We start from the raw sequence: 19799 nt of genomic DNA on the forward strand, positions 1-19799 counted from the left end.
GGACCGCAGTAATCTCCACTCCGTGATTTAATCAATGAGAGTGATGACGGGTGCAAATTAAACTACCTTTCTCAACAGCAAAGGCGGAATAACCCTACCCTCGCAGGATTTCTGCGTCTGGTAATATACCCATGACCGTCTCTAAGACCGCTTAGAGCGAAGAGCGGACATTGCCTTTATGGCATCTTTCGGCTATATAATATTTTATTAATATAAATAAAGCTAAAGCTCTCTAACTTTAGCTTTCCTTTTTACTCGGCATAATTAAATATTTTAACCAAGTAGATTTCGTGCTTTATCTATCAATGCCGATGTAAATCTAGACCTTTTCAGTTGGTCATCTGTCACATCACCATTACTGTCATTAACTACTGCGTCTATAATCTGGTGACATTTAGAGAAATGTGCAATATAAGCATCACTTTTAAAGCTTTTGATTATTTTATCGCAGTAGTTATTTATTTTTTTTGAGTTTGGTTCTATTTTTTCGACTTTACCGTGAACCACCCAAGGGTACAGCATTGCGATATGCCACCGGTATTTGTTATATCTTTGCGCATTTTCTCTTTTACCGTTAATCATTGTATTATACTTATAGCGTATATAAACAGAAGCGAAGTAAGCGCACTCGTTGTCTGAAGGGTTAAATATAACATCTTCTTTTTTTTCAGATACTTGTTGGTCTGCTGCTTCTTGTTGGTCTGCCGCTTGTTGGTCTGCCACTTCTTGTTGGTCTGCCACTTGTTGGTCAGGGTTTTTTTGTCCAGATGCCTTTTGATTCAAAACTTTCTTCACATATCTCGCGGCATTATGAGGATCGGCCTTAAATACGGATATAAAACATCTAGCTAATTCTTTGATATCATAAATCCTTGTTGATTGGATATCGTGACCACGATATTCATTTTCTCTGCGCTCAAAATATAGACTCTCTAACGTATCGTCCTTACGCTTTAGGTCAAAAAACTTTTGTACCATCCTCGCTTTTTCTTTAAGCGCTAAAAAAGCTTCTCCCTCAATAGCGGACTGACTATTAGTAGCTTCAATGATTCTACTAGCAACATCTGCATCTTGTGATTCAATAAATTTTACTATTAATCTTACATCATCATTGATTTGATTATAGTGATGATGCAACGTATTAGTCGTTTGGCAACCATTTATTATTTGGTAATTAGTAAGGTTTATCACTTTTGTATTCGGCTGAATAGACAATTCTGGAGAGATAATTGTCACTCCATTATTTAAAACTGGGAATTGCTTAGATTTTATTTCATCGTCTGTTATTGTCTCTGAGATTTTTTTATTTACTTTATTCTCACCACCAAGAAAAGCCCTTATATTCTCTTCAAAAACAGACTCTTTAATCTTTCCGTCTTCATCCATTGCTATTTTTTCAATGAAGTGCTTGGCTTTAACAGTCGCAATATATGATTGAGGAATACCCGGCATGGATTCAATACCGATGTAGTCAATTAACTGCAGTTCCGCTTCATTTTTTTCTGTGAGCGATATCCATAAGTCCATCAACTCCTTTCTACCTAATGGTTTAACTTCCACCTTGCTGAAATAGTCAGTCTCAATGCAAAAACGTTTGATTATATCTAACGTTGCTTCGATCTCTCTCTCTGCATTATATGTCCCACTAGAACAAAAGTTTATCGTTAGCGAAGGTTTTTTATTATGTATTTTTTTGACATTTTTAAAAATTAACTTAAGAATTTCAATTGCTTGGGTGTTATAAATGCCATTTGGAAGTTTAGGTTCTAAACTTAGAAAGTCTTCTATACCTACCTTAAAATTTGATATATCACTCTTTAAGAAACTTTCCCCAGATTTTGCTTGTGTAAGAATTATTTCAACGGGTAATGATGTTTTGTAAGTATTAAATGCTGCCTCAGCATCGTCAACATTATATATCAATTCCCCATCAACTATAAATATCACACCATCCAATGAGGCATCATCTTCTTGTGTGGTGATGTCGATTGGATTGAATCTACCCAAATATTTTTTTGATGCTATGACATAGTTACAAAAATATTCAAATAGCTTCGACTCTTCAGCTTCAATTTCAAATTGAGCAGAGAGATCTTGGACATACTGTTGAAGAATTGCGTGCATAATTATAATTCCTAGCTAAGATTAATGATTTTTATGAATCCTGCATTAAAACTAATCAAAGACAATAAAATTATTACACAATCAATTTGCTCATAATTTCACGGAATTGTCAATGTAAAAATACTGAACCGAATAAGTACATCGACTTGATAGGATATAGTTGTTACCGCATTACCTAGCTAAAACCTCGGAACTATCGCATTGTACTATGATTCTTATCTAAACATCATAGTCCACCCAGTTTAAACTCTCTTTTCCGTAGAAACGTCAGGAGGTTTGGAGCTTGTAGCGAACTAAGACGAGCTATTAGTGCTAAACATTTTAGCCATCGAACGTACTCCTGCTGCATTTACCAAACAATAAAAGGTTACACAATGTCTGATCAAGGACCTTTCCAGGTTAAGCTATCCGCTTATGTCACATAGCAGACAGCTATCTGCTGCTAAAGGTCCACTGTGAGCGAGAAACGGAAGTGAGAATTTGTCATGATTACCCGGATGCAGAACTAAAATCGGCCGCTGATAATCAATGAAGAGCAGGTCAGGGTGACCAGCTCCCTTCTTATTTATATATTACGGACAGGCGAGCATACGTTTTTACTTAATACTCGTTCACTTTAAGGCTTCGTCTCTGCCGTGATACCAGGTTTCAAAAGCATCAGGGGTCATCGGTTTGGCAAAAAAATAGCCCTGAACTTCATCGCAGCCCAGCCTTCTTAAAATATCAACGGTCCTGGCGTCCTCGACTCCTTCGGCCAGAACGATATAGTCGAGCTGCTTGAGGAGTGTGATAACGTTGCGAACAATGATGCGGCTGGCATTGTCGCCAGCAACCTTACTCACAATAGAGCGGTCAAGCTTGATGATGTCCATCGGGATTTGTCGCAGGTAATTAATGTTGCTGTATCCGGAACCAAAATCATCCAGAGATATTTTAAATCCGCGTTGTTTGAGCATGTCCAGGCCGATAAGTGCAGCGGGGCTTTCCAGCATCTTCTCGGTTTCCAGACACTCCACCCCCAGCAGGGCGGGATCCAGACGCGCGTCCAGCATTTTCTGTTCCAGCTCATCGCAGAAATCTGGTCTTGAAAAATCACTGGCAGCCAGATTAATCGACACAGGTAAAGAAACTCCACGGCTTTGCCAGGCACTCAGTTGCACAATCGTGTGATCGATAACCCATGCTGTGAGTTCACGCATCAGGCTGGTCTTTTCGACCAGAGGAATAAACACACCCGGCAACACTTCGCCGTTTTTAGGATGTTGCCATCTAAGCAAAGCTTCGGCTCCCGTCACACGCCCTGTCACCAGTGAGATTTTCGGCTGATAAACCAGATATAAGCCCTGGTTTTCTTGTAGCGCTTGTCTAACTTCAGTAAGAAGGCTGAAATCAGTCTTCTTACGGCTATCCAGTGCGTCATCATAAACTGTAAACCGGCGCCCCTGACTTATCCCTTCATGCAATGCGCTGACTGCACGGCGCAGTATTTCATTCGATGTCAGAGATTTATCGCAAAGCCCGGAGTCACCCATGTGAATATCCAGATCAAGGGGAACTTCAGGGGTAAACCTGGCCTGGATCCCCTGAAGGCTTTGAGAGATATCTTCTAATGTCCGAGTTTTTTCCTTATGGGTAAAAAAGGCAAATCGTCCAACTGCCACGGCGTAGAGCGGCCCTTCTAAAGGCAGGCGGATCTGCAGCTCTGCGACCATATTACGAAGTAGATTTTCTACGGCAGTCATACCGAGTGAGCGAGCCATTTCGTAGGCTAATGGCATATCAATACAATCAATAATGACGAGCCTGAATGCGCCTTCAGTTGAAACCTCTATATCCTTCAGCAGTCGCTGCCGGTTTGGTAATAGCGTGACTATATCGAGGTAGCCGACGGAGTGCCACGAGGCCAGAAAATCCGATATAAGTCCTGCAATCTTTTCAAAAAGATCGAGCTGCTCGTCTGAAAGTTCCCTAGGCTGAGTATCGAGGATACACAAGGTACCTATGGGTACTCCATCCTGGGTTTTAAGTGGGCAGCCTGCATAAAAGCGAATGAATGGAGCCTCTTTCACCGCGTGATAGTCACGAAAGGTAGGGTGCTGATGAGTGTCATGACAAATGAATGTCTTACTCTGTTCCTGGGTCTGTACGCAAAATGCCTCGCTCAGGCTGATTTCCGTGACGGCAACATTTTGGGCTGATTTGATGTATTGCTTTTCTTCATCGAGAACAGAAACAAAGCCCATCGGCATGTTCAGCAATTGGCATATTAGATGAGTATATTTTTTTAACGCATCATCCCGGCCCTTGTCAGGATTTTTCAACAAGTCGATTGCCGCAAGTCTTTTACTTTCATCTCTGCTGAGATCGGTCAACATGGCAAGACATCCTCCGGCGCAATAGGCTTCTGGTTATTCCACACTCAAAGGTAGCATGCATCATTCTTCCAATGGCATATGGTAATACATACGCTGTGACCTGCATAAACTCTCACATTAAAATGTTTCCAGTTGATTGTCTCCCGGAAATGTCGCCCCCGGGCTGCCCGGTAATCCATTTGCTGGTTGTGTTTGTGTCAGTAATGTCCGCTCCTGGCACTCAGCGGACATCTCAGCTTTGCCTCACCCCGGGATATTTAAACTTAGCTTTGACATCCCGTACCAGTTGCTGTTGATTCCATTTTAGGCATAATCAGCACCTCGTCGCTTTGCGCAGGCAGCGGTTACGCATTTTGGCAAGCAACCAGAGTTCGTTTGCTGTTGTAGTCATCCCAAGCATCGATGTGTAAACAGTCGCAGCCCGGCGCCACAGCTTTTTGTCTTCCAGCGTCTTCGCCAGGGCCAGTGCGTCCTGGACTTTCTTCACATCCTCTTCAGATAATGGTGTTGCAGTCTGCGGCAGGGCAACATCGGGAACCTCAACGCCTGCAACAACCCGGTAGACATACTGGCAACCGTTATGGGTACGATGGAGTTTTCCCGCGGCATGGAGTTGCCGCAGCAAGTTACCTGCTGTACTGGCTTGCAAGTCCAGCGCATCGCAGACATCCTGCAGGACGCATTCTGGCGTCCGGCTAACGATGGCAAGCACCATCTGTGCTTTGGTTACTTTGGTTTTTGATTGTTTGGTCATGGTCAAAACTCGTTTACTTGGTTAAACCTGCCGCCTTGCGGCGTTTGTACTCTTCCATCAGAACCTGCGCTGGCGTCGGCCCAGCTGGATGCCTCGGTGCTGCCAACTGCCGACGAATCGGAGGAATCGAAAACCCGTTAGCCAGGTGTTTAGTCCATTTCGTGAGTAAGTTTTCTGCCAGTTTTTTCAGCTCTCCCTCCGTCAGGTTCCTCTCAACTCCGGTTCTGCGCATCTCAATGCAAATGTGATACAGAACATCCTGTTTCCATGGATATTTGTCGCTGCCCGAGTATCGATAAGATTCGTTTCTCCAGCGTTTGTACTCCGCCATCACTGCATCGGATGTCAGATTGAATGGATTAGCACCGCTGGCTGACACCAGCGCAACGAACTCAGCAAGATCCGGCGGCCATGTGTTTCCCGCCGCACAGCGCTCCATACACTGCCTGCAGACCAGCATAATCTGGGCATCACTCATCGATCCAATCTGGGCAATCCACATATCCGAGGGCGCCGCCCCGTTCTTCTGGGTCCACCGGTTCGAGAATATCTCCCCCATTACCGTCCATAGCCGCCAAGCCGTATCCGCCGCCAGCAAGTCCGTTTTGCTTTTCCCAGCGCTCTCTGGCTGCCTGAATTTCCTGAACTGCCCGGGATGCGGTGTTAGCTGGTTGAATTCCTGCATGGCCATTACCTCCGGTTGCTGGTTGTGGTTTAGATTTGGCTCTGGCACTTATCACGCTGCGGGCAAATTTCTGCTCCCACTGAATCTGAGTGAACACTTTCCCCTCGGATTTCCAGTACGCGATGAACTCTGCCAGCTCTGTAGGCAGGTATGCCGGTTCGGGAAGCGCTATACCCCAGGTAGCAGCCAGTCGCGGCCAGTCCTGTGACGGCAGCCAAAGGTCGTGCATGGTGAATTTTCCGATCGGAATATCCACTCCAGGTAGATACTGAGGTTGCTGGGGAAAATTTCTCTCCTGCGCATAGAGAGTGGGGTTTGATCCTTTTCCCTTCCCTTCCCTTCCTTTTCCGTCAGTGAGTCCTCCATGAGGATTCACTGAGTCCTCACTGAGCCCTCCTTGATTAGGAGCTCTCTTTTCTTCCTTTCCTGCCTTAGACTCAGTGAATTCTGGCGGAAGAGGTATTTTTGAGGCCGAAGGCCTGTTTATTTTTTGATGCTTAAGGAAACCTTTAATCTGCAAATAGCAGACATCATTCACTGAATACTCAGTGAGTAATCCATGAGTAATCAGTTCCTGTATTAGTGGTTCGCAATCGAGCGCGTCCGCAGGGAAGATTTGCATCTTCAACCGTTTTGGCGAACGCTCAAGGCATCCCATATCGTTGGCGAAGTTGAACAACCCGATAAACAGGAGACGCGCTGGAATTGAACATTCCACCACCTTCTCATCTGTCCAGAATTCAGGTTTAACTGTTCTGATGCGGGCCATCTGAAACCTCTTATTAACCAGCTGGTGCTGGTGGTCATTGTCAAAACTCGATTAGAAAAACTGCGGCGCTACGGCGCTGATGCTCGCCAGTAGTGGTCCCGCCGCATCTGCAGGGAGCATGTTAAAAAGTGCAATTGCAGCTTCCCGTATTTCACGCTCTAGTTTCTGCAGTGGTGCGCCAAGTAACTTGGCCTGGTGCGCTTCGCTGCATTCTTTGATTGCATTGGCCACCAGCTCAGTTTCAGTTAAGCCATGTTTTAGGCCATGTTTGCGCGCGATCTCTATCGGCATTGCATCAGCGATCGCCGCCGAAAGCTGGATGACATAACTGGTGTACTTCTCTGAACCGCCCTCGTTTTTCAGGTAGCGATACAGATTTTGTTTATTGACGCTGATACCGCGCCCGTTTTGTTTCTCCCACTGTTCGGCCACCAGCTGCGCGACGTGGTCTTGCGCACGCCCAGGTAATGAGGACTCCCATTCCTGAACGGCGGCCAAAATGGCTCGGCATTTCTTGCCGTCACGCCGACGGGGCAAATACTGATTTTCCGTTTTCAGTTGCATACTCATCACCGGAGTATGATTTTCAAAAGAGGTGGTTTGCATGGTCACTCCTTAGGTATTCCATCCGTCGGATTCGGATATAGATCAGGACGTAATTCATGAGGCGTAACGCCCGTTGCATTAAAAACCTGTAAAACTCGCGATGAAGGCACAATACCTTTTGTTTTCCACTGACTTACTGCCATGCCGCTTACTCCAAGCGTTGATGCTAATTTATTGGCTGAGCCAGCTACTCGAATTGCGTTATCAAGGGCTGTCATATCTATCTCCTCGTTAAGTTAGGCATAATAAAGCATAGGTTTATATTCAATGCAAATTTTTAATTTATTGTGACTATAAACTAAACCTTTACAATGGGCTTATGAAAAACACTGAAGAACTCAACAACCAACTGATTGCTCGTTTGGAAGAAATTACTCAAAGAGGGATCAGCAAGGCGGATATGGCTCGCATTGCTGGAGTTACACCTCAAGCGGTGAATGGGTGGTTTAAGAAAGGAGTAATCAGTAAAAAGTCCGCAATTGCCCTCGCGGAAGCTGCCAATGTGTCTGTAACTTGGTTGCTTGGAGAGAAAGTATCTGAAGATTCAGGCCTCAAGCCAAATGAGAGCAAAATGTTACGTCTGTTTAGGCAGTTACCTGAGGCTGAACAAGAGAGAATGATTGATACGTTTGAAGTCCGCCTAAAAGAAATCGATGATTATGTTGAGAAATATCTCCGTGGTCGATTTAAGGCTAGCGACACTAACTAACATCTCTGATCTCACCCCATGAAACCGGCAAATGCCGGTTTTTTTTTGCCTGCCGCGCAGCCTCAATCACTCCAACAGCTCCCCTGTCTCGATTAAAGCAAAAGTTTGCATCTGTATAAATCCAATATTGACATCAAACATAAACCAATGCTTTAATCATTCCATCGCAGCAAGTCATCGAGGCAGGAAGCCCACGAAGTAGCTGCCGGCGGCATACGAAACACCGGATGAGATGACAGCAATATCAATCGCAGCAGGTTCAACGTTCGGCTGCCCGGCCTTAAGGGAAAGAAATGAGTATGGATAAAGCATATGAAGACTATTTTGAAAGCCTCTCTGAAGGTGAGGAGGCGCTGAGTTTCAGCGAGTTTACCGCGGCGCTTTCAGGTAAGCCGGCAGACTGCGCCTCTTCTGAAATGTAATGGAAATCCTGCGCGCTTCGTGGTGGTGAATTGCAGGGTGAAAAAGCTCAATCGTGAAGATCAGCGTCACGACACCACCGACGAAGCGCGTCGAAGTAGTGAAAATAAAAAATCAGGGTTTGCAATGCGGTGAATGCGGCTATGCGCACGCGACACAGTTAAAAAAGTAAACATGGCGGTTATTCACACGTTGTGGGGAAAAAGTTGTCGGCGGTAGTTGTTAACTGGCTGCCGTCACCGGGAGGCACCCGGCGCCGCATTGCAAAACCACATCCTAATACTGAGTTAACTGGAGATAACTATGAAGGATTTTGCCCGAGTACCTACCGGGAACCAGGCGACCCGCCTGAACTGGTTCGAGGTGAGACTACGCCAGCTGTGTTACTTGCTGGCGCAGAAAGGAAACCCTGAGGCTGAGGCATGAATACCCTGTTTGCCCTTGTCATCAGCGTTTGTGCTCTCACTGGTGAATGCTCTGATGTTCTGATCGGTGTTTATCCATCAGAGGCCAGTTGCAACAGCAACGCCGATGAACAAAAAGTACAGGGCCAGTGCCTCCCCTACCGAAATGCACAAAACATGGCTGACGACCAACAGCCTGCAGCGAGTTTTTGAATCGAGTTTTGACCAATGGCCGTTACGGCCGGAGAAGTGATTATGGAATTTGGAATGAAACGCGTTCTGGCATCTGTCCAGGCCGCCGCCACTTTGAATAAGCTCTATGACGGCTCGCCCGTTTCACTGACGGCCATCAGTAAAGAGTCAAAGCTGTCTACTTCATACCTTGAGCAGATCTTCAAAAAGCTGCGGGCGGGTAACCTGGTAATTTCACAGCGTGGCCCAGGTGGTGGTTATAGCCCCCGCGGCGATGACATCACCGTTACAGAAGTGATCACTGCGGTATCTAAACTGCCAGCCCATAAAACTTTTGAGCCTATCCTGCGAGCGCTTGACGACGTTCGCGTATCACAGCTGCTGCGGGCCGATTCGCCAGCCCCATAAAGCACAAAACCCGCGCAAGGCGGGTTAAGTACCCGGTCAGCCGACCAAAGCTTTCCGGAATCGAGTTTTGACCAATGACCACCACCAGGGCGGCTGCCATCAGCTGCCGGGTATCTTACAATCCAAAGGAGCCCAAACGCAATGAACAACTACCCGTATCTCATTAAAGCTAAGGCAAAAGCAAACGAAGCGAAAAGCCTCTTCTGCTGGTTCTCTGCTAAATCCGATTCTCGCGCCGAGCGCAAAATCCTGGACATCCTGGAAGACGCTGAAATTAACGTTGGCCGTGGCGCCAGCCATCAGCTGCCGATCCGCACCAACTGGCTCATCGTTGATGACTTACCGGAAGAAGGTGTACTGGATGACACCTGGTGCGATCGCTACGAGCTTGGTGGTGAAGACGGGCTGACATGGCAAAAAATCGTTGCGCCGGCGGCTGCTGAACCACAGCCCTCTAGTAAACCAGAAAACGATATCTCTCCTGCAAATAGTGATGAAGAAGACTATTCGAACAATGAAGAAGCACTCTTCAACCTGGCGGAAATGTCATTCCGCACGCAGCTGCTTGCCCAGTATATGGCCGACGAACGTCACGTGTATCACATTAGCATTCCTCATCGTAACCGCCTTTCAGCGATGGAAATGGATACGGATAATCACGGTGTGCAGAATCTGCTGCTGACGGCAGAAAATATTCCGGAGCTTAAAAAATATGATATGCCTGGCCTGTGGAAATTTACCAGCGCATTTAAGAGCGTATTTCCTGTGGGGAAACGCCATGAGCTCGGCAAGCAAATTCAGTTCGCCAAATTGTGGCTTGAAACGTCGCACATTGACCGCGGGATCCTTACAAAGGAATGGACTGCTGGAAACTATATCACCTCAATAAACAAAACAGATACCGGCGCCAATGCTGGTGGCGGTAACAAAACTGACCGCAATCCGGATTATCAGCATTCGCTGGATACTCTGGACATAGAGATCGCCCTTGCGACGATGCCTATGGATTTTGATATCTATAATTTTCCGGCATCAGTCCACCGCCGCGCGAAGGAAATAGTACAGAAGAAAGAAAGTCCATTTAAAGAATGGTCTGCAGCATTACGGAGCACACCAGGCATCCTTGATTATTCCCGTGCAGCGATTTTTGCACTGATCAGGGAAGCATCCAGTGGAATAACTCCTTTTCCAGATCGGTTGCGTGGCTACATCAACGCGAATCTGACTGAACATAAGCATGATACCCCAAGCGCTGAAACGCTTGCCAAGGCGGGGCATATTCCATCTGCTGCAGTCACTCTGGATGCAATAAACCAAGCAATCGCCGGAGAGGATAGCAGCGCAAAGCTGGAAACACTCTCCTCCGACTTTAAAGCAGTTGGTACCGAACTGGTAAAAGAGGCTCAAAAGCAACGTCCAGACGCTAATCAGGTTCTGGCCTCCGAGCGCGGCGAATATGTTGAAGGGATTAGCGACCCTACGGATCCGAAGTGGGTAACCGAAGACCTTACCAAGACCAGGCAGCCTGAAGTTTCAAAAATTGGGGACGGAGTATTTTCCATTGACGGTCTTGTTGACGTTACGGGCAAGGTTAACCAAAAAGAAAAAACAGATGAAGTTGTTCATCAAACAGATGCTGTAGATATTGAATCCGGTCCTCATAATAAGGAGGAAGATCAGCCAATTGATTATGTTCACGTTATGGTTGATCTGGAAACCATGGGTAAAAAACATAACGCCCCTATCGTCGCTATTGGTGCGGTTGTTTTTGACCCGGCAACCGGCTCTATTGGAGAAAGTTTCTATAAAGTCGTATGCCTTGAATCCTCTGTGAACTGGGGCGCCGTAATCGATCCATCTACTGTTATCTGGTGGCTTAAGCAGTCCTCCGAAGCACGCTCTGCAATCGTAAATGATGATGCTATCCCGTTGCTGGATGCATTACTCCAGTTCAGAGAATTTGTTTCTGATAATGTCGCTGGTGGGAGCAAAAAGGCGCAGGTATGGGGTAACGGTGCGTCATTCGACAACTCTATTCTGCGTTCTTCTTACGATTGCATTGCTGAAGATTATCCGTGGGAATACTGGAACGATCGGGACGTACGAACAATGGTAGAGATCGGCCAGGCCATTAGCTTCGACCCCAAAACAACGATCCCGTTTGAAGGGTCTCGTCACAATGCCCTCGCTGATGCTATTCATCAGGCCCGCTATATATCAGCGATCTGGCAGCGAATAATTGCCGGCAATCAGGTGCTGCAAAAATTGATGCAAAACTGATTTTTTATTTTCAGATACTGGCCCAGCAATGGGCCATAATGAGGTAAAACATATGCTCCAGATGTTAACCCTTGAAGAGTGGGCAAACGAGAAATACAGAAGCAATCCTCCAAGTGTTTCCACTCTCAGGAATTATGCAAAACAGAATATGTTTTCTCCCCCAGCCAAAAAAGAAGGTCGATTCTGGCGCGTCAGGGAGGATGCTGAGTTGGTCGGTACATTGACCACTCCTGTAGTAAAGAAAAGCGACCCTGTTCTTTTGCAGAGGATTTTGAACGATGGCTGCCAGACCACGTAAAAATAATATATCTATTCCAAATTTATACCCGCTCTTCAGTAGAAAGGTTAATAAAGTATACTGGCGTTATAAGCACCCGATAACTGGTAAGTTTCATAGTCTAGGAACAGACGAAGCAGAGGCCACGGCAATAGCTATTGAAGCAAATAAAAGACTGGCGGAACAACAAACCCGCCAGATAATGGCAATCACTGACAGAATTTCCACCAGCTCAGGAAAATCAATATCAACTAACACTTGGCTTGAACGTTACTGGAAGATTCAGCAGGAAAGATTAAAGTCCGGAGATATTAAAGAAAATACTGTCAAACAAAAAGCAAAACCAGTATCTCTGCTTAAGGAACGGGTAGGAATGAAATTAATATCCGCTGTCAATGTTCGAGATGTTGCGCAAATTCTTGATGAATATTTAGCGGAGGGACAACCCAGAATGGCTCAAGTCATTCGCTCTGTCCTAATAGATGTTTTTAAAGAAGCTCAGCATGCGGGAGAAGTACCTCCTGGTTATAACCCTGCACTAGCAACTAAACAACCTCGTAGAAAGATCACTCGCCAGCGCCTCACTCTTGAGGAATGGCAAAAGATTTTTGATATAGCCGATGAAAATCACAAATACATGGGGAACGCCATGCTTTTAGCCATAGTAACAGGGCAGCGACTAGGTGATATATCCCGTATGAAATTCTCGGACATCTGGGACGATCATCTACACGTTGAGCAAGAGAAAACCGGAAGCAAAATCGCTATACCATTAGCTCTGCGTTGCAACGCAATCAACTGGAGCCTCCGAGATGTAATCAGTCGTTGCCGGGATTATGCAGTAAGCCCTTATTTGGTTCATTTCTTTAGAACCACCTCACAGGCTGAGCGAGGAGCACAGGTGAAACCCAGAACACTGACCATGAATTTCAGCAAGGCAAGAGACAGTGCAGATATTGACTGGGGACAAGGTACACCGGCAACTTTCCATGAACAAAGATCGCTTTCCGAGCGGTTATATAAAGCCCAAGGTATAAACACGAAAGATTTACTTGGACATAAAACTCAACAACAAACGGATAGGTACCATGATGATCGTGGGAAGGGGTGGACAACGGTGGCCTTATGAGGTTTTTCGGGAGGGGTTTTGATAACTTATTTTGATAAAATTTTGATAACCGTTCGAAAACTAATAATAAAAACGGGAACCACCAGGTTCCCGTTCTGACATAATCTGGGGGCCAGATTACATGTTCGCGATAATCGCGTCGCCAAACTCTGAACATTTCAGCAGTTTAGCGCCTTCCATCAGACGTTCAAAGTCATAGGTCACGGTCTTGGCGGCGATAGCGCCTTCCATGCCTTTGACGATCAGGTCTGCGGCTTCGAACCACTGCATGTGGCGCAGCAATACATATTTGAAAATTGGCTAACATGCTGAATTTAAATGCAAATAGAAGCATCAAAGAATAAGTTGCATACAAAAAATGCCATGTGGTAACTTATTGAAACTACTATAGTTGCTTTTCGTTTTGGGGAAGGAATATCCTGTTCTATCCCTCAATGAAAATACTTATTTAAGAGTTTTCTATGGATTGGTTAACGTTTTTCAGTAAATTGATTGAACACTGCACGTGGCCGGGTATTCTCCTTTTCATTGCGATCAGATATCGAAAAACTATCGTTGCACTAGCTAGCTCTTTGAGTTCTATTAAAGTTGGAGATTTTGTTGACGCCAACTTTAGTCGCGAGGCAGCAAAGATAGCTACCGTCAGTGAAGTTGAACTACCTCCGTCGGGAGTTGATTTTGAACAGCAGGAGGTTGAAAATAAGTTGCTAGAACTCCCCCCAAGGTTAGCGATTTTAGACGCTTGGAAAATTGTTGAAAATTCAATTGATGAGTTCATAGTTAACAAAAATGTTGGCAGTACCGCTATGTCAAGTGGATACCCCTCCAAGTTACCACCGATCAGAAAAATTTCAGAGCTACGCCGAGCTGAATACATAACCGCTCATCAAGCTGAGATGTTAGATAGTTTAAGAAAGTTAAGGAATGAAGTTGTACATGGCCCATATGGTTTAGAACCATCGCAAGTTGATGCAATTAACTATGTAAAATCCGCGCTTGCATTCTCTAACTTATTTAAAATGAACATTAATCTCGACAATAAGTAGAAACGCTGCCATGCGGGGCAAATCCTCTCGTGCCGTCCAAAAATCCCTGAGAAACCAGCCCTTTAAGACTGGTTTTTATTCTTTTTTTTTGTACGGGGAGAAATGGGGGAGAATCCCCCATCAATCGCAACCTTTCCGAGCTCTTTTCCGCTCAAAGAAATGTTCACTTCTCTGTCTTCTATACTTCCCGTATGACTACTGGAGGTAACCATGTGCGGACGCTTTGCTGAATCACAGTCACGCGAAGAATACCTGGCTTATCTTGCCGAAAAAACTGAGCGGGATATCGCCTATGATCCAGAACTAATCGGCCGGTACAACGTGGCGCCAGGGACTAAAGTTTTGCTCCTGAGCGAACGCGATGAACAGATGCACCTCGATCCGGTCCACTGGGGTTACGCGCCAGGGTGGTGGGATAAACCACCGCTGATTAATGCACGAGTTGAGGCCGCTGCGGCCGATCAGGGGGTTGTCGATATTCATGACCGCCGGCCGCTTGTCCTGGCGCCGCCCGGGAATAGATGATGCAGGATGTCACGGGGGCTGGCAGTTGATAATGAGCACCTGTAAATCCATAACGTCCGCAATGTGGCCGGAGCATACATCATATACATCTTTCTGGTTTTACCGAGTTGCAGTGTAGTATCAATCTGCGTGAATAAGTTACCGTCAAAACTACAAAGTTCTGTTAATATACGAAAGAAGTAATAATAAATGGTGAAGCCCCAACTTACAGAGAGGATCCTCGCACCATGAAACTTTACATAACTGGAAACGGATTTGATTTACACCATGGCCTTGATACCAGCTATTGTTCTTTTGCCTATTTTTTGCGATCTCACCAGAGGGATTCGTACAACAACTTAATTGAGTTTGTCGGTTTCACAGAACTCCCTGAAAATATTGACGAACTGAATGAGGATGAACATCGTCTGTGGTGTGAATTTGAAAGTAATCTGGCAGGGTTAGATTCTCAGGCTGTACTGGATGCATTTACCGATTATCTCCCAAATCTGGGTGACCCAGATTTTCGTGATAGAGACTGGCATGCATTTGAAATTGAAATGCAGCGAATTCTTGAAAATTTAACTGATGGTATTTTCACCCAGTTTATGTCGTTTATTTCTCAAGTTAAATATCCAGAGTTTACCGCCGATAAAATACTGCAACTATGCAACAATGCCCTATTTATAAACTTTAATTACACCAGAACTATTGAATACTATTACGGAATAAAAAGAAACCAGATTCTTTACATCCACGGCAATGCATCCTTACCTGGGGATAGGCTTATACTGGGGCATGGGATTGATCCTGAAAATTTCAAAGAGCCTCCTCAAGAGCCGCCCACGGACGCAACGGATGAGGAGCTAGAACAGTGGTATCAACACATGTCTGATAATTACGATTTTGCATATGAAATAGGAAAACAGACTCTGAATCGGTACTTTACCCACTCATTCAAAAATACAGAGGAAGTGATAGATGCAAACCAATCATTTTTCTCTCAACTCAACGCGGTAAACGAGGTGATCATAATTGGACACTCTTTATCAGCGGTCGACATGCCTTACTTCGCTGCCATTAAGCAACACGTCCAGCCTAATTCGACCTGGACAGCGACATGGTATCTTGAAAAAGAACGTGATCAACACCTACATGCATTGCAGAGCATAGGCATTGAATATCCCCTAATTGTGCCAGTATGTAGCCTGCTGGTAAGGTCGTGACTACAACGAAAGTAGTGCTCGGCTAAATAGGCATGTTAGTAAAAGGGGTAATGTTCGCTATTTTATCATATCGGACATTCGCCATCAGTAGGCCAAGCGCGATTGATGACGAATGTCGCTATTCCTAATACAACCCCATCGTCCAGTGTCTCTCCTTCTATACTTTCATTCTGAAGACTGGAGGTAACCATGTGTGGACGCTTTGCTCAATCACAAACCCGTGAAGAGTACCTGGCTTATTTGGCTGAAGAGGCCGAGCGGGATATCGCTTATGACCCCGAACCAATCGGCCGGTACAACGTGGCTCCGGGGACTAAAGTTTTGCTCCTGAGCGAACGCGACGAACAGTTGCACCTCGATCCGGTCCACTGGGGTTATGCGCCTGGGTGGTGGGATAAACCCCCATTGATTAATGCCCGGGTTGAGACTGCTGCCAGTAGCAGGATGTTTAAACCTCTGTGGCAACACGGTCGGGCGATCTGCTTTGCGGATGGCTGGTTTGAATGGAAAAAAGAAGGCGACAAGAAGCAGCCATACTTTATCCATCGTGCCGATGGCCAGCCGATATTCATGGCGGCAATCGGGAGTACACCATTTGAACGTGGAGACGAAGCCGAATGCTTTCTGATTGCCACCGCTGCGGCCGATCAGGGGTTGGTCGATATTCATGACCGCCGGCCGCTGGTTCTTCTGACGCCGGAAGCAGCTCGCGAATAGATGAGCCAGGCTCCAGGATGTCGCAGGCAGTTGAGATTGCCGGAGATGGTGCAGTGTCCACCGACCATTTCACATGGCACCCCGTTTCCCGCGCGGTGGGTAATGTGAAAAATCAGGGGCCGAAATTGATTGAGGCTATCAAAGCATAGCTTATAAAACGTCCGAAATATGCTGTGAGTTCAACATCTCTTGCACTACTCCATGGAAAACAGATCAAACTAAATAGCCATGCAGATATGCTGGAGTCATGAGGGACGTTTCTCAGGATTTGGTCCGAAGCAGTTGCCAGGAACGCCCCACGCTGCAAAAGCGCGCTAAGGTCCTTTCAAGGGAGGCAGGAAAAAGATGTTATGGTAAATATCAAACTTCAACAGCAATATTTAGGTCACTATCTGTAGTCACTCGATCAATGATCCTGTGAACAATTCTATAGTGTTTGCCATTGTAGCTTTTCATATCACCTGCGGCGTAATTACGCTGTTCGGTTGTTACTACCGAGGGAAGCTTATCGCCGTTCTTATCAAAGAATGCCCATTCATAAATATACATAAAACCCCACCTAAGTCATTGTTATTTATATACATCACACCATATTTTTGTTACATCTATTTTGATGCAAATTTATGAACGGTTCGCTGCTGGGTTGTTAAGTTTAATTTGGCAGAGTGTGCCTGCAGCTACTATTTTGACATCCGCTCTACGCTCATAGCGGACTTCGACCATTTACTATGGAGAACGTGGTCTTTAGTGAATGCTAACCTGTTGCAGTTAGGTTCATTGCGTCTGCCTTACGCCTTCACCTTTAACAACGGAGCCTGTTTTCAAGACATCATAACATGATGTGCACCAATTTCCGCATCTTTCGTGTGGTTTGTTGTATCTGTATAACCTGCGAAAACATAGATTCGAACAAGTTAAAGCCCCATCAGCCCTTCGCAGGGTTGCTTGTTTCAAGCATCCGAGGAACTAATACGCTTTACCCTTCCACGCCCCCTCCCGCAAGGTGGATGTTTTCCGTTTCCTGATACAAACTCGTTATGCTTGAACTGCCAAACACTTTAAGCACTGTTGACATGTCAATACTAACGCGTATACTTTAGGCACGCTCTTAATTTCAGAGCCATTCTGAGAAAAGCGTTGGGACTATTTACATCCAATCTTCTCAGGAGCTTAAGCAGCGCCAATGTGTCGTGGGGTGCCGGGTTCTGCCCATTGACCGACGTGGCTTATAGTTAGGAACTCGATGCTAATATTTTGTCGTATCTGGGGATATTTGTCACACTCCGTGACAGTATGTCCAGATTCATCGCATCGTTTATATTAGAGGAAACCCATGTCGGATCAATCGATTGTTGTATCAGAAATCCTACCTTCGCTTCTTACTGAACACTCTCCCGAGCTTGGTGCACGTCTAAAACAGCGTATTCAGTCTGAATTTGCTGCTCGCAGATTACCTGAGTTTGATCCTCAGAAGGAAGGTTGTCGGAAGTTTGCCGTCTATCTCGAAAGATTTCATGGCGATATAGCCCGGGTTGTTCGCGTACCTGACGAAAGCGATGTTCGTATCTACAAACAGATGCATTCACATTCTCTTAATACCCAACATACTCCACATCCAGTAAATCAGAATGTCATTGTCCGCAATAATGTATGGCAGGCATTCCTTAATCCGGATTCTTCAAGAAAACGTTTTTTTAACAAAAAGACAAAAGAGATTATCCATTTTATTCCTTCTCTGGATACTGCCGAGGAAGCTGAGGTTTCTGGCAACCCGCAAGGATTCATTGAAATCATCCCTATTTCAGGAACAGAGCAGCTTAGCTGGATGCGAGCATTTTTAGCTGGTGCTCCTCTCGGTGATACTGAGAAAGAAGTTATTTCGTCACAAATTCAGGATAAGTATTCAAGTGCACTGAATGCTACTTTCACAAAATCACTTGGTATTCATGGTTCGCTGTGGCGCAATCACCGCCTTCCCCGTGTTATGCAATACATGCGCTCATGGGCCCAAAGAAATGAGGTACCATTCAATGAGTTATGCATTTCTGGTGTAAGTCATTCACTACAGGAGAAAGACGTAGTGTCTTCCCTGCCTGTTAGTGAGCAATTTACGCCAACCGAAGCTCTACCGCCAAGACAACTAGCTCATAAGCTACTTGACCTCATGGCTGAAAATGATATTGCACAAATGGTTCTCCCTACAATGATGAATACTCTTCTATTTAAATCTCGTCAGTGACTAGATGAGATTTAAATATGAATACGATATTTGTTATCGGAATGTTTAAATCTCAGGCAAAACGTTTTTCTGCTGAATGTAGCCGGAGGGGGACTCGCTGTCGTCAGGTTTTAGCTGACGTTGGAAAACAAGGGGATTTTGTGCTGGTTCCTACCCCCCATGATGCTGTGCGTTCTTTCCAGGACTGGCTGGATAGTGAAGATGATGAAGAGTACGACAATCTCCACATTATCTTATTACCTTATTGTAAAATTACTCCCGAGATGGAGATTGAGCTTGAGATAGCAGTTGAGTTGGGTGCAAAACTCATCAAGCCAGAGGCCGGGGTTGACGGATGGCCTGCATCGCTATCTCGTAAGAACAAAGCAGACACAACCTTTTTAAACACGTTTTTCGGTAAAGTAACCGGCTTGCTGCCTTTAGTATCAGAGCCAGAAGTAAGTATTTCTGCCTATTACAAACAGCTATCTTTTGAAAATCCACGTTTAGTTTTCTCTCCCCACGTTTATGCCAATTGTGATGGAATAGCATCACACCGGAAAAGTTTTATGAAGTTTGCTGCTGACTGCTTAGTAGAGCTGTTGTCGCAGCCCCCAGGATGTAGAGTCGACGCCTACTTCCGCGGAAAGGGGATTGATCATGCGCAAACTGGTGGAATATCAACTCATCTAGAAGTTGTCAGCGAAGACTCAAATGTTACACGTGTAAAATATAGCGCTGAAACACACCTTAAAAAAGGTGATAACACAACCAGCACTGCAGCTGTTCGTATCTATTATCATTTTATCCATCATGATGATGTTAGCTATGTAATTGTTATGTATGCTGGCCCTCATCCTGAGGATGAGGTTCATTGGCAACTACAACTTCCATCCAGATCAACAGAAATGGCGTAGGTTCCCAATTAGTGATCAGTCGGCTCTTCACTCTAATCG

The 19799-nt window shown here is 45.4% G+C and carries 19 protein-coding genes and 3 pseudogenes; 13 read left to right on the forward strand and 9 right to left on the reverse strand.

Features of this window, described 5'->3' with window-relative positions:
- Window positions 1-273: 273 nt before the first annotated feature.
- From ACOI7D_RS02190 to ACOI7D_RS02220, 7 genes are all read right to left on the reverse strand, one after another.
- Window positions 274-2124: an AIPR family protein gene (locus ACOI7D_RS02190; RefSeq protein WP_087830641.1), complete on the reverse strand. Its 1851-nt coding sequence runs from the start codon at window positions 2122-2124 to the stop codon at window positions 274-276.
- Between the two features lie 611 nt (window positions 2125-2735).
- Complete coding sequence (locus tag ACOI7D_RS02195) at window positions 2736-4499, reverse strand: EAL domain-containing protein (protein ID WP_064151304.1); 1764 nt, start codon at window positions 4497-4499, stop codon at window positions 2736-2738.
- A gap of 313 nt (window positions 4500-4812) precedes the next feature.
- Entirely contained in the window at window positions 4813-5253 is a 441-nt protein-coding gene (locus tag ACOI7D_RS02200) for a PerC family transcriptional regulator (protein WP_032414029.1), read from the reverse strand.
- A 13-nt stretch (window positions 5254-5266) separates the two neighbouring features.
- On the reverse strand, window positions 5267-5812 hold the full coding sequence (locus ACOI7D_RS02205; RefSeq protein ID WP_162889620.1) for a replication protein P: 546 nt from the start codon (window positions 5810-5812) through the stop codon (window positions 5267-5269).
- Window positions 5724-6707 carry a DnaT-like ssDNA-binding domain-containing protein gene (locus tag ACOI7D_RS02210; RefSeq protein WP_044522130.1) on the reverse strand — a complete coding sequence of 328 codons (984 nt, stop codon included), beginning with the start codon at window positions 6705-6707 and terminating at the stop codon, window positions 5724-5726. The genes ACOI7D_RS02205 and ACOI7D_RS02210 overlap by 89 nt, the downstream gene beginning before the upstream one ends.
- Before the next feature lie 51 nt (window positions 6708-6758).
- Complete coding sequence (locus ACOI7D_RS02215; RefSeq protein WP_014907826.1) at window positions 6759-7313, reverse strand: toxin YdaT family protein; 555 nt, start codon at window positions 7311-7313, stop codon at window positions 6759-6761.
- A gap of 2 nt (window positions 7314-7315) precedes the next feature.
- Entirely contained in the window at window positions 7316-7531 is a 216-nt protein-coding gene (locus tag ACOI7D_RS02220; protein ID WP_012542199.1) for a transcriptional regulator, read from the reverse strand.
- A 101-nt stretch (window positions 7532-7632) separates the two neighbouring features.
- Here ACOI7D_RS02220 and ACOI7D_RS02225 point away from each other — a divergent pair, with 101 nt between their 5' ends.
- The 7 genes from ACOI7D_RS02225 to ACOI7D_RS02255 all read left to right on the forward strand — a co-directional run bounded on the left by ACOI7D_RS02225 (window position 7633) and on the right by ACOI7D_RS02255 (window position 13132).
- Window positions 7633-8022 carry a helix-turn-helix domain-containing protein gene (locus tag ACOI7D_RS02225; protein ID WP_012542200.1) on the forward strand — a complete coding sequence of 130 codons (390 nt, stop codon included), beginning with the start codon at window positions 7633-7635 and terminating at the stop codon, window positions 8020-8022.
- Window positions 8023-8321: 299 nt separating this feature from the next.
- A complete protein-coding gene (locus ACOI7D_RS02230) occupies window positions 8322-8444 on the forward strand; it encodes a hypothetical protein (RefSeq protein ID WP_014228882.1) in 123 nt (40 codons plus the stop codon).
- A 420-nt stretch (window positions 8445-8864) separates the two neighbouring features.
- Entirely contained in the window at window positions 8865-9059 is a 195-nt protein-coding gene (locus ACOI7D_RS02235; protein WP_021462581.1) for a DUF1482 family protein, read from the forward strand.
- A gap of 42 nt (window positions 9060-9101) precedes the next feature.
- Entirely contained in the window at window positions 9102-9446 is a 345-nt protein-coding gene (locus ACOI7D_RS02240; protein ID WP_021462580.1) for an Rrf2 family transcriptional regulator, read from the forward strand.
- A 141-nt stretch (window positions 9447-9587) separates the two neighbouring features.
- Entirely contained in the window at window positions 9588-11726 is a 2139-nt protein-coding gene (locus ACOI7D_RS02245) for an exonuclease (protein WP_101883300.1), read from the forward strand.
- A 52-nt stretch (window positions 11727-11778) separates the two neighbouring features.
- Entirely contained in the window at window positions 11779-12024 is a 246-nt protein-coding gene (locus tag ACOI7D_RS02250) for an excisionase (RefSeq protein ID WP_012542206.1), read from the forward strand.
- Entirely contained in the window at window positions 12005-13132 is a 1128-nt protein-coding gene (locus ACOI7D_RS02255; RefSeq protein WP_040203304.1) for a site-specific integrase, read from the forward strand. The genes ACOI7D_RS02250 and ACOI7D_RS02255 overlap by 20 nt, the downstream gene beginning before the upstream one ends.
- 117 nt (window positions 13133-13249) lie before the next feature.
- Here the strand turns inward: ACOI7D_RS02255 and ACOI7D_RS02260 are convergent.
- Window positions 13250-13417 (reverse strand): annotated as a pseudogene (locus ACOI7D_RS02260) (isocitrate/isopropylmalate family dehydrogenase); the annotation flags it as partial.
- A 176-nt stretch (window positions 13418-13593) separates the two neighbouring features.
- Between ACOI7D_RS02260 and ACOI7D_RS02265 the strand changes: the two are divergent.
- From ACOI7D_RS02265 to ACOI7D_RS02280, 4 genes and pseudogenes are all read left to right on the forward strand, one after another.
- Window positions 13594-14178 (forward strand): DUF4145 domain-containing protein, encoded by a 585-nt coding sequence (locus ACOI7D_RS02265; protein WP_109547518.1) that lies wholly within the window; start codon window positions 13594-13596, stop codon window positions 14176-14178.
- Window positions 14179-14388: 210 nt separating this feature from the next.
- Window positions 14389-14700, forward strand: a pseudogene (locus ACOI7D_RS02270) (SOS response-associated peptidase family protein); the annotation flags it as partial.
- Window positions 14701-14930: 230 nt separating this feature from the next.
- Window positions 14931-15908 (forward strand): bacteriophage abortive infection AbiH family protein, encoded by a 978-nt coding sequence (locus ACOI7D_RS02275; RefSeq protein WP_109547519.1) that lies wholly within the window; start codon window positions 14931-14933, stop codon window positions 15906-15908.
- 189 nt (window positions 15909-16097) lie between these two features.
- Window positions 16098-16774: pseudogene (locus ACOI7D_RS02280) on the forward strand (SOS response-associated peptidase).
- Between the two features lie 211 nt (window positions 16775-16985).
- Here the strand turns inward: ACOI7D_RS02280 and ACOI7D_RS02285 are convergent.
- A complete protein-coding gene (locus ACOI7D_RS02285; protein WP_142762747.1) occupies window positions 16986-17174 on the reverse strand; it encodes a hypothetical protein in 189 nt (62 codons plus the stop codon).
- A 784-nt stretch (window positions 17175-17958) separates the two neighbouring features.
- Between ACOI7D_RS02285 and ACOI7D_RS02290 the strand changes: the two genes are divergently transcribed.
- The gene (locus ACOI7D_RS02290) at window positions 17959-18864 is read left to right on the forward strand and encodes a hypothetical protein (protein ID WP_135733670.1); all 906 of its coding nucleotides are present in this window, start codon (window positions 17959-17961) and stop codon (window positions 18862-18864) included.
- A 17-nt stretch (window positions 18865-18881) separates the two neighbouring features.
- Window positions 18882-19760: a hypothetical protein gene (locus ACOI7D_RS02295; protein ID WP_142905844.1), complete on the forward strand. Its 879-nt coding sequence runs from the start codon at window positions 18882-18884 to the stop codon at window positions 19758-19760.
- Window positions 19761-19799: the final 39 nt, after the last annotated feature.

This window comes from Klebsiella sp. C360 (genome assembly GCF_048822415.1).
Lineage (GTDB): Bacteria > Pseudomonadota > Gammaproteobacteria > Enterobacterales > Enterobacteriaceae > Klebsiella > Klebsiella quasipneumoniae.

Excerpts from the sequence above, each read along its gene's own strand:
- ACOI7D_RS02235 (WP_021462581.1), top strand. The coding sequence starts at position 8,865 with ATGAATACCCTGTTTGCCCTTGTCATCAGCGTTTGTGCTCTCACTGGT.
- ACOI7D_RS02200 (WP_032414029.1), bottom strand. The coding sequence starts at position 5,253 with ATGACCAAACAATCAAAAACCAAAGTAACCAAAGCACAGATGGTGCTT.
- ACOI7D_RS02275 (WP_109547519.1), top strand. The coding sequence starts at position 14,931 with ATGAAACTTTACATAACTGGAAACGGATTTGATTTACACCATGGCCTT.
- ACOI7D_RS02220 (WP_012542199.1), bottom strand. The coding sequence starts at position 7,531 with ATGACAGCCCTTGATAACGCAATTCGAGTAGCTGGCTCAGCCAATAAA.
- ACOI7D_RS02265 (WP_109547518.1), top strand. The coding sequence starts at position 13,594 with ATGGATTGGTTAACGTTTTTCAGTAAATTGATTGAACACTGCACGTGG.
- ACOI7D_RS02190 (WP_087830641.1), bottom strand. The coding sequence starts at position 2,124 with ATGCACGCAATTCTTCAACAGTATGTCCAAGATCTCTCTGCTCAATTT.
- ACOI7D_RS02205 (WP_162889620.1), bottom strand. The coding sequence starts at position 5,812 with ATGGGGGAGATATTCTCGAACCGGTGGACCCAGAAGAACGGGGCGGCG.
- ACOI7D_RS02255 (WP_040203304.1), top strand. The coding sequence starts at position 12,005 with ATGGCTGCCAGACCACGTAAAAATAATATATCTATTCCAAATTTATAC.
- ACOI7D_RS02245 (WP_101883300.1), top strand. The coding sequence starts at position 9,588 with ATGAACAACTACCCGTATCTCATTAAAGCTAAGGCAAAAGCAAACGAA.
- ACOI7D_RS02230 (WP_014228882.1), top strand. The coding sequence starts at position 8,322 with ATGGATAAAGCATATGAAGACTATTTTGAAAGCCTCTCTGAAGGTGAG.
- ACOI7D_RS02290 (WP_135733670.1), top strand. The coding sequence starts at position 17,959 with ATGTCGGATCAATCGATTGTTGTATCAGAAATCCTACCTTCGCTTCTT.
- ACOI7D_RS02215 (WP_014907826.1), bottom strand. The coding sequence starts at position 7,313 with ATGCAAACCACCTCTTTTGAAAATCATACTCCGGTGATGAGTATGCAA.
- ACOI7D_RS02295 (WP_142905844.1), top strand. The coding sequence starts at position 18,882 with ATGAATACGATATTTGTTATCGGAATGTTTAAATCTCAGGCAAAACGT.
- ACOI7D_RS02240 (WP_021462580.1), top strand. The coding sequence starts at position 9,102 with ATGGAATTTGGAATGAAACGCGTTCTGGCATCTGTCCAGGCCGCCGCC.
- ACOI7D_RS02195 (WP_064151304.1), bottom strand. The coding sequence starts at position 4,499 with ATGTTGACCGATCTCAGCAGAGATGAAAGTAAAAGACTTGCGGCAATC.
- ACOI7D_RS02285 (WP_142762747.1), bottom strand. The coding sequence starts at position 17,174 with ATGTATATTTATGAATGGGCATTCTTTGATAAGAACGGCGATAAGCTT.
- ACOI7D_RS02250 (WP_012542206.1), top strand. The coding sequence starts at position 11,779 with ATGCTCCAGATGTTAACCCTTGAAGAGTGGGCAAACGAGAAATACAGA.
- ACOI7D_RS02225 (WP_012542200.1), top strand. The coding sequence starts at position 7,633 with ATGAAAAACACTGAAGAACTCAACAACCAACTGATTGCTCGTTTGGAA.
- ACOI7D_RS02210 (WP_044522130.1), bottom strand. The coding sequence starts at position 6,707 with ATGGCCCGCATCAGAACAGTTAAACCTGAATTCTGGACAGATGAGAAG.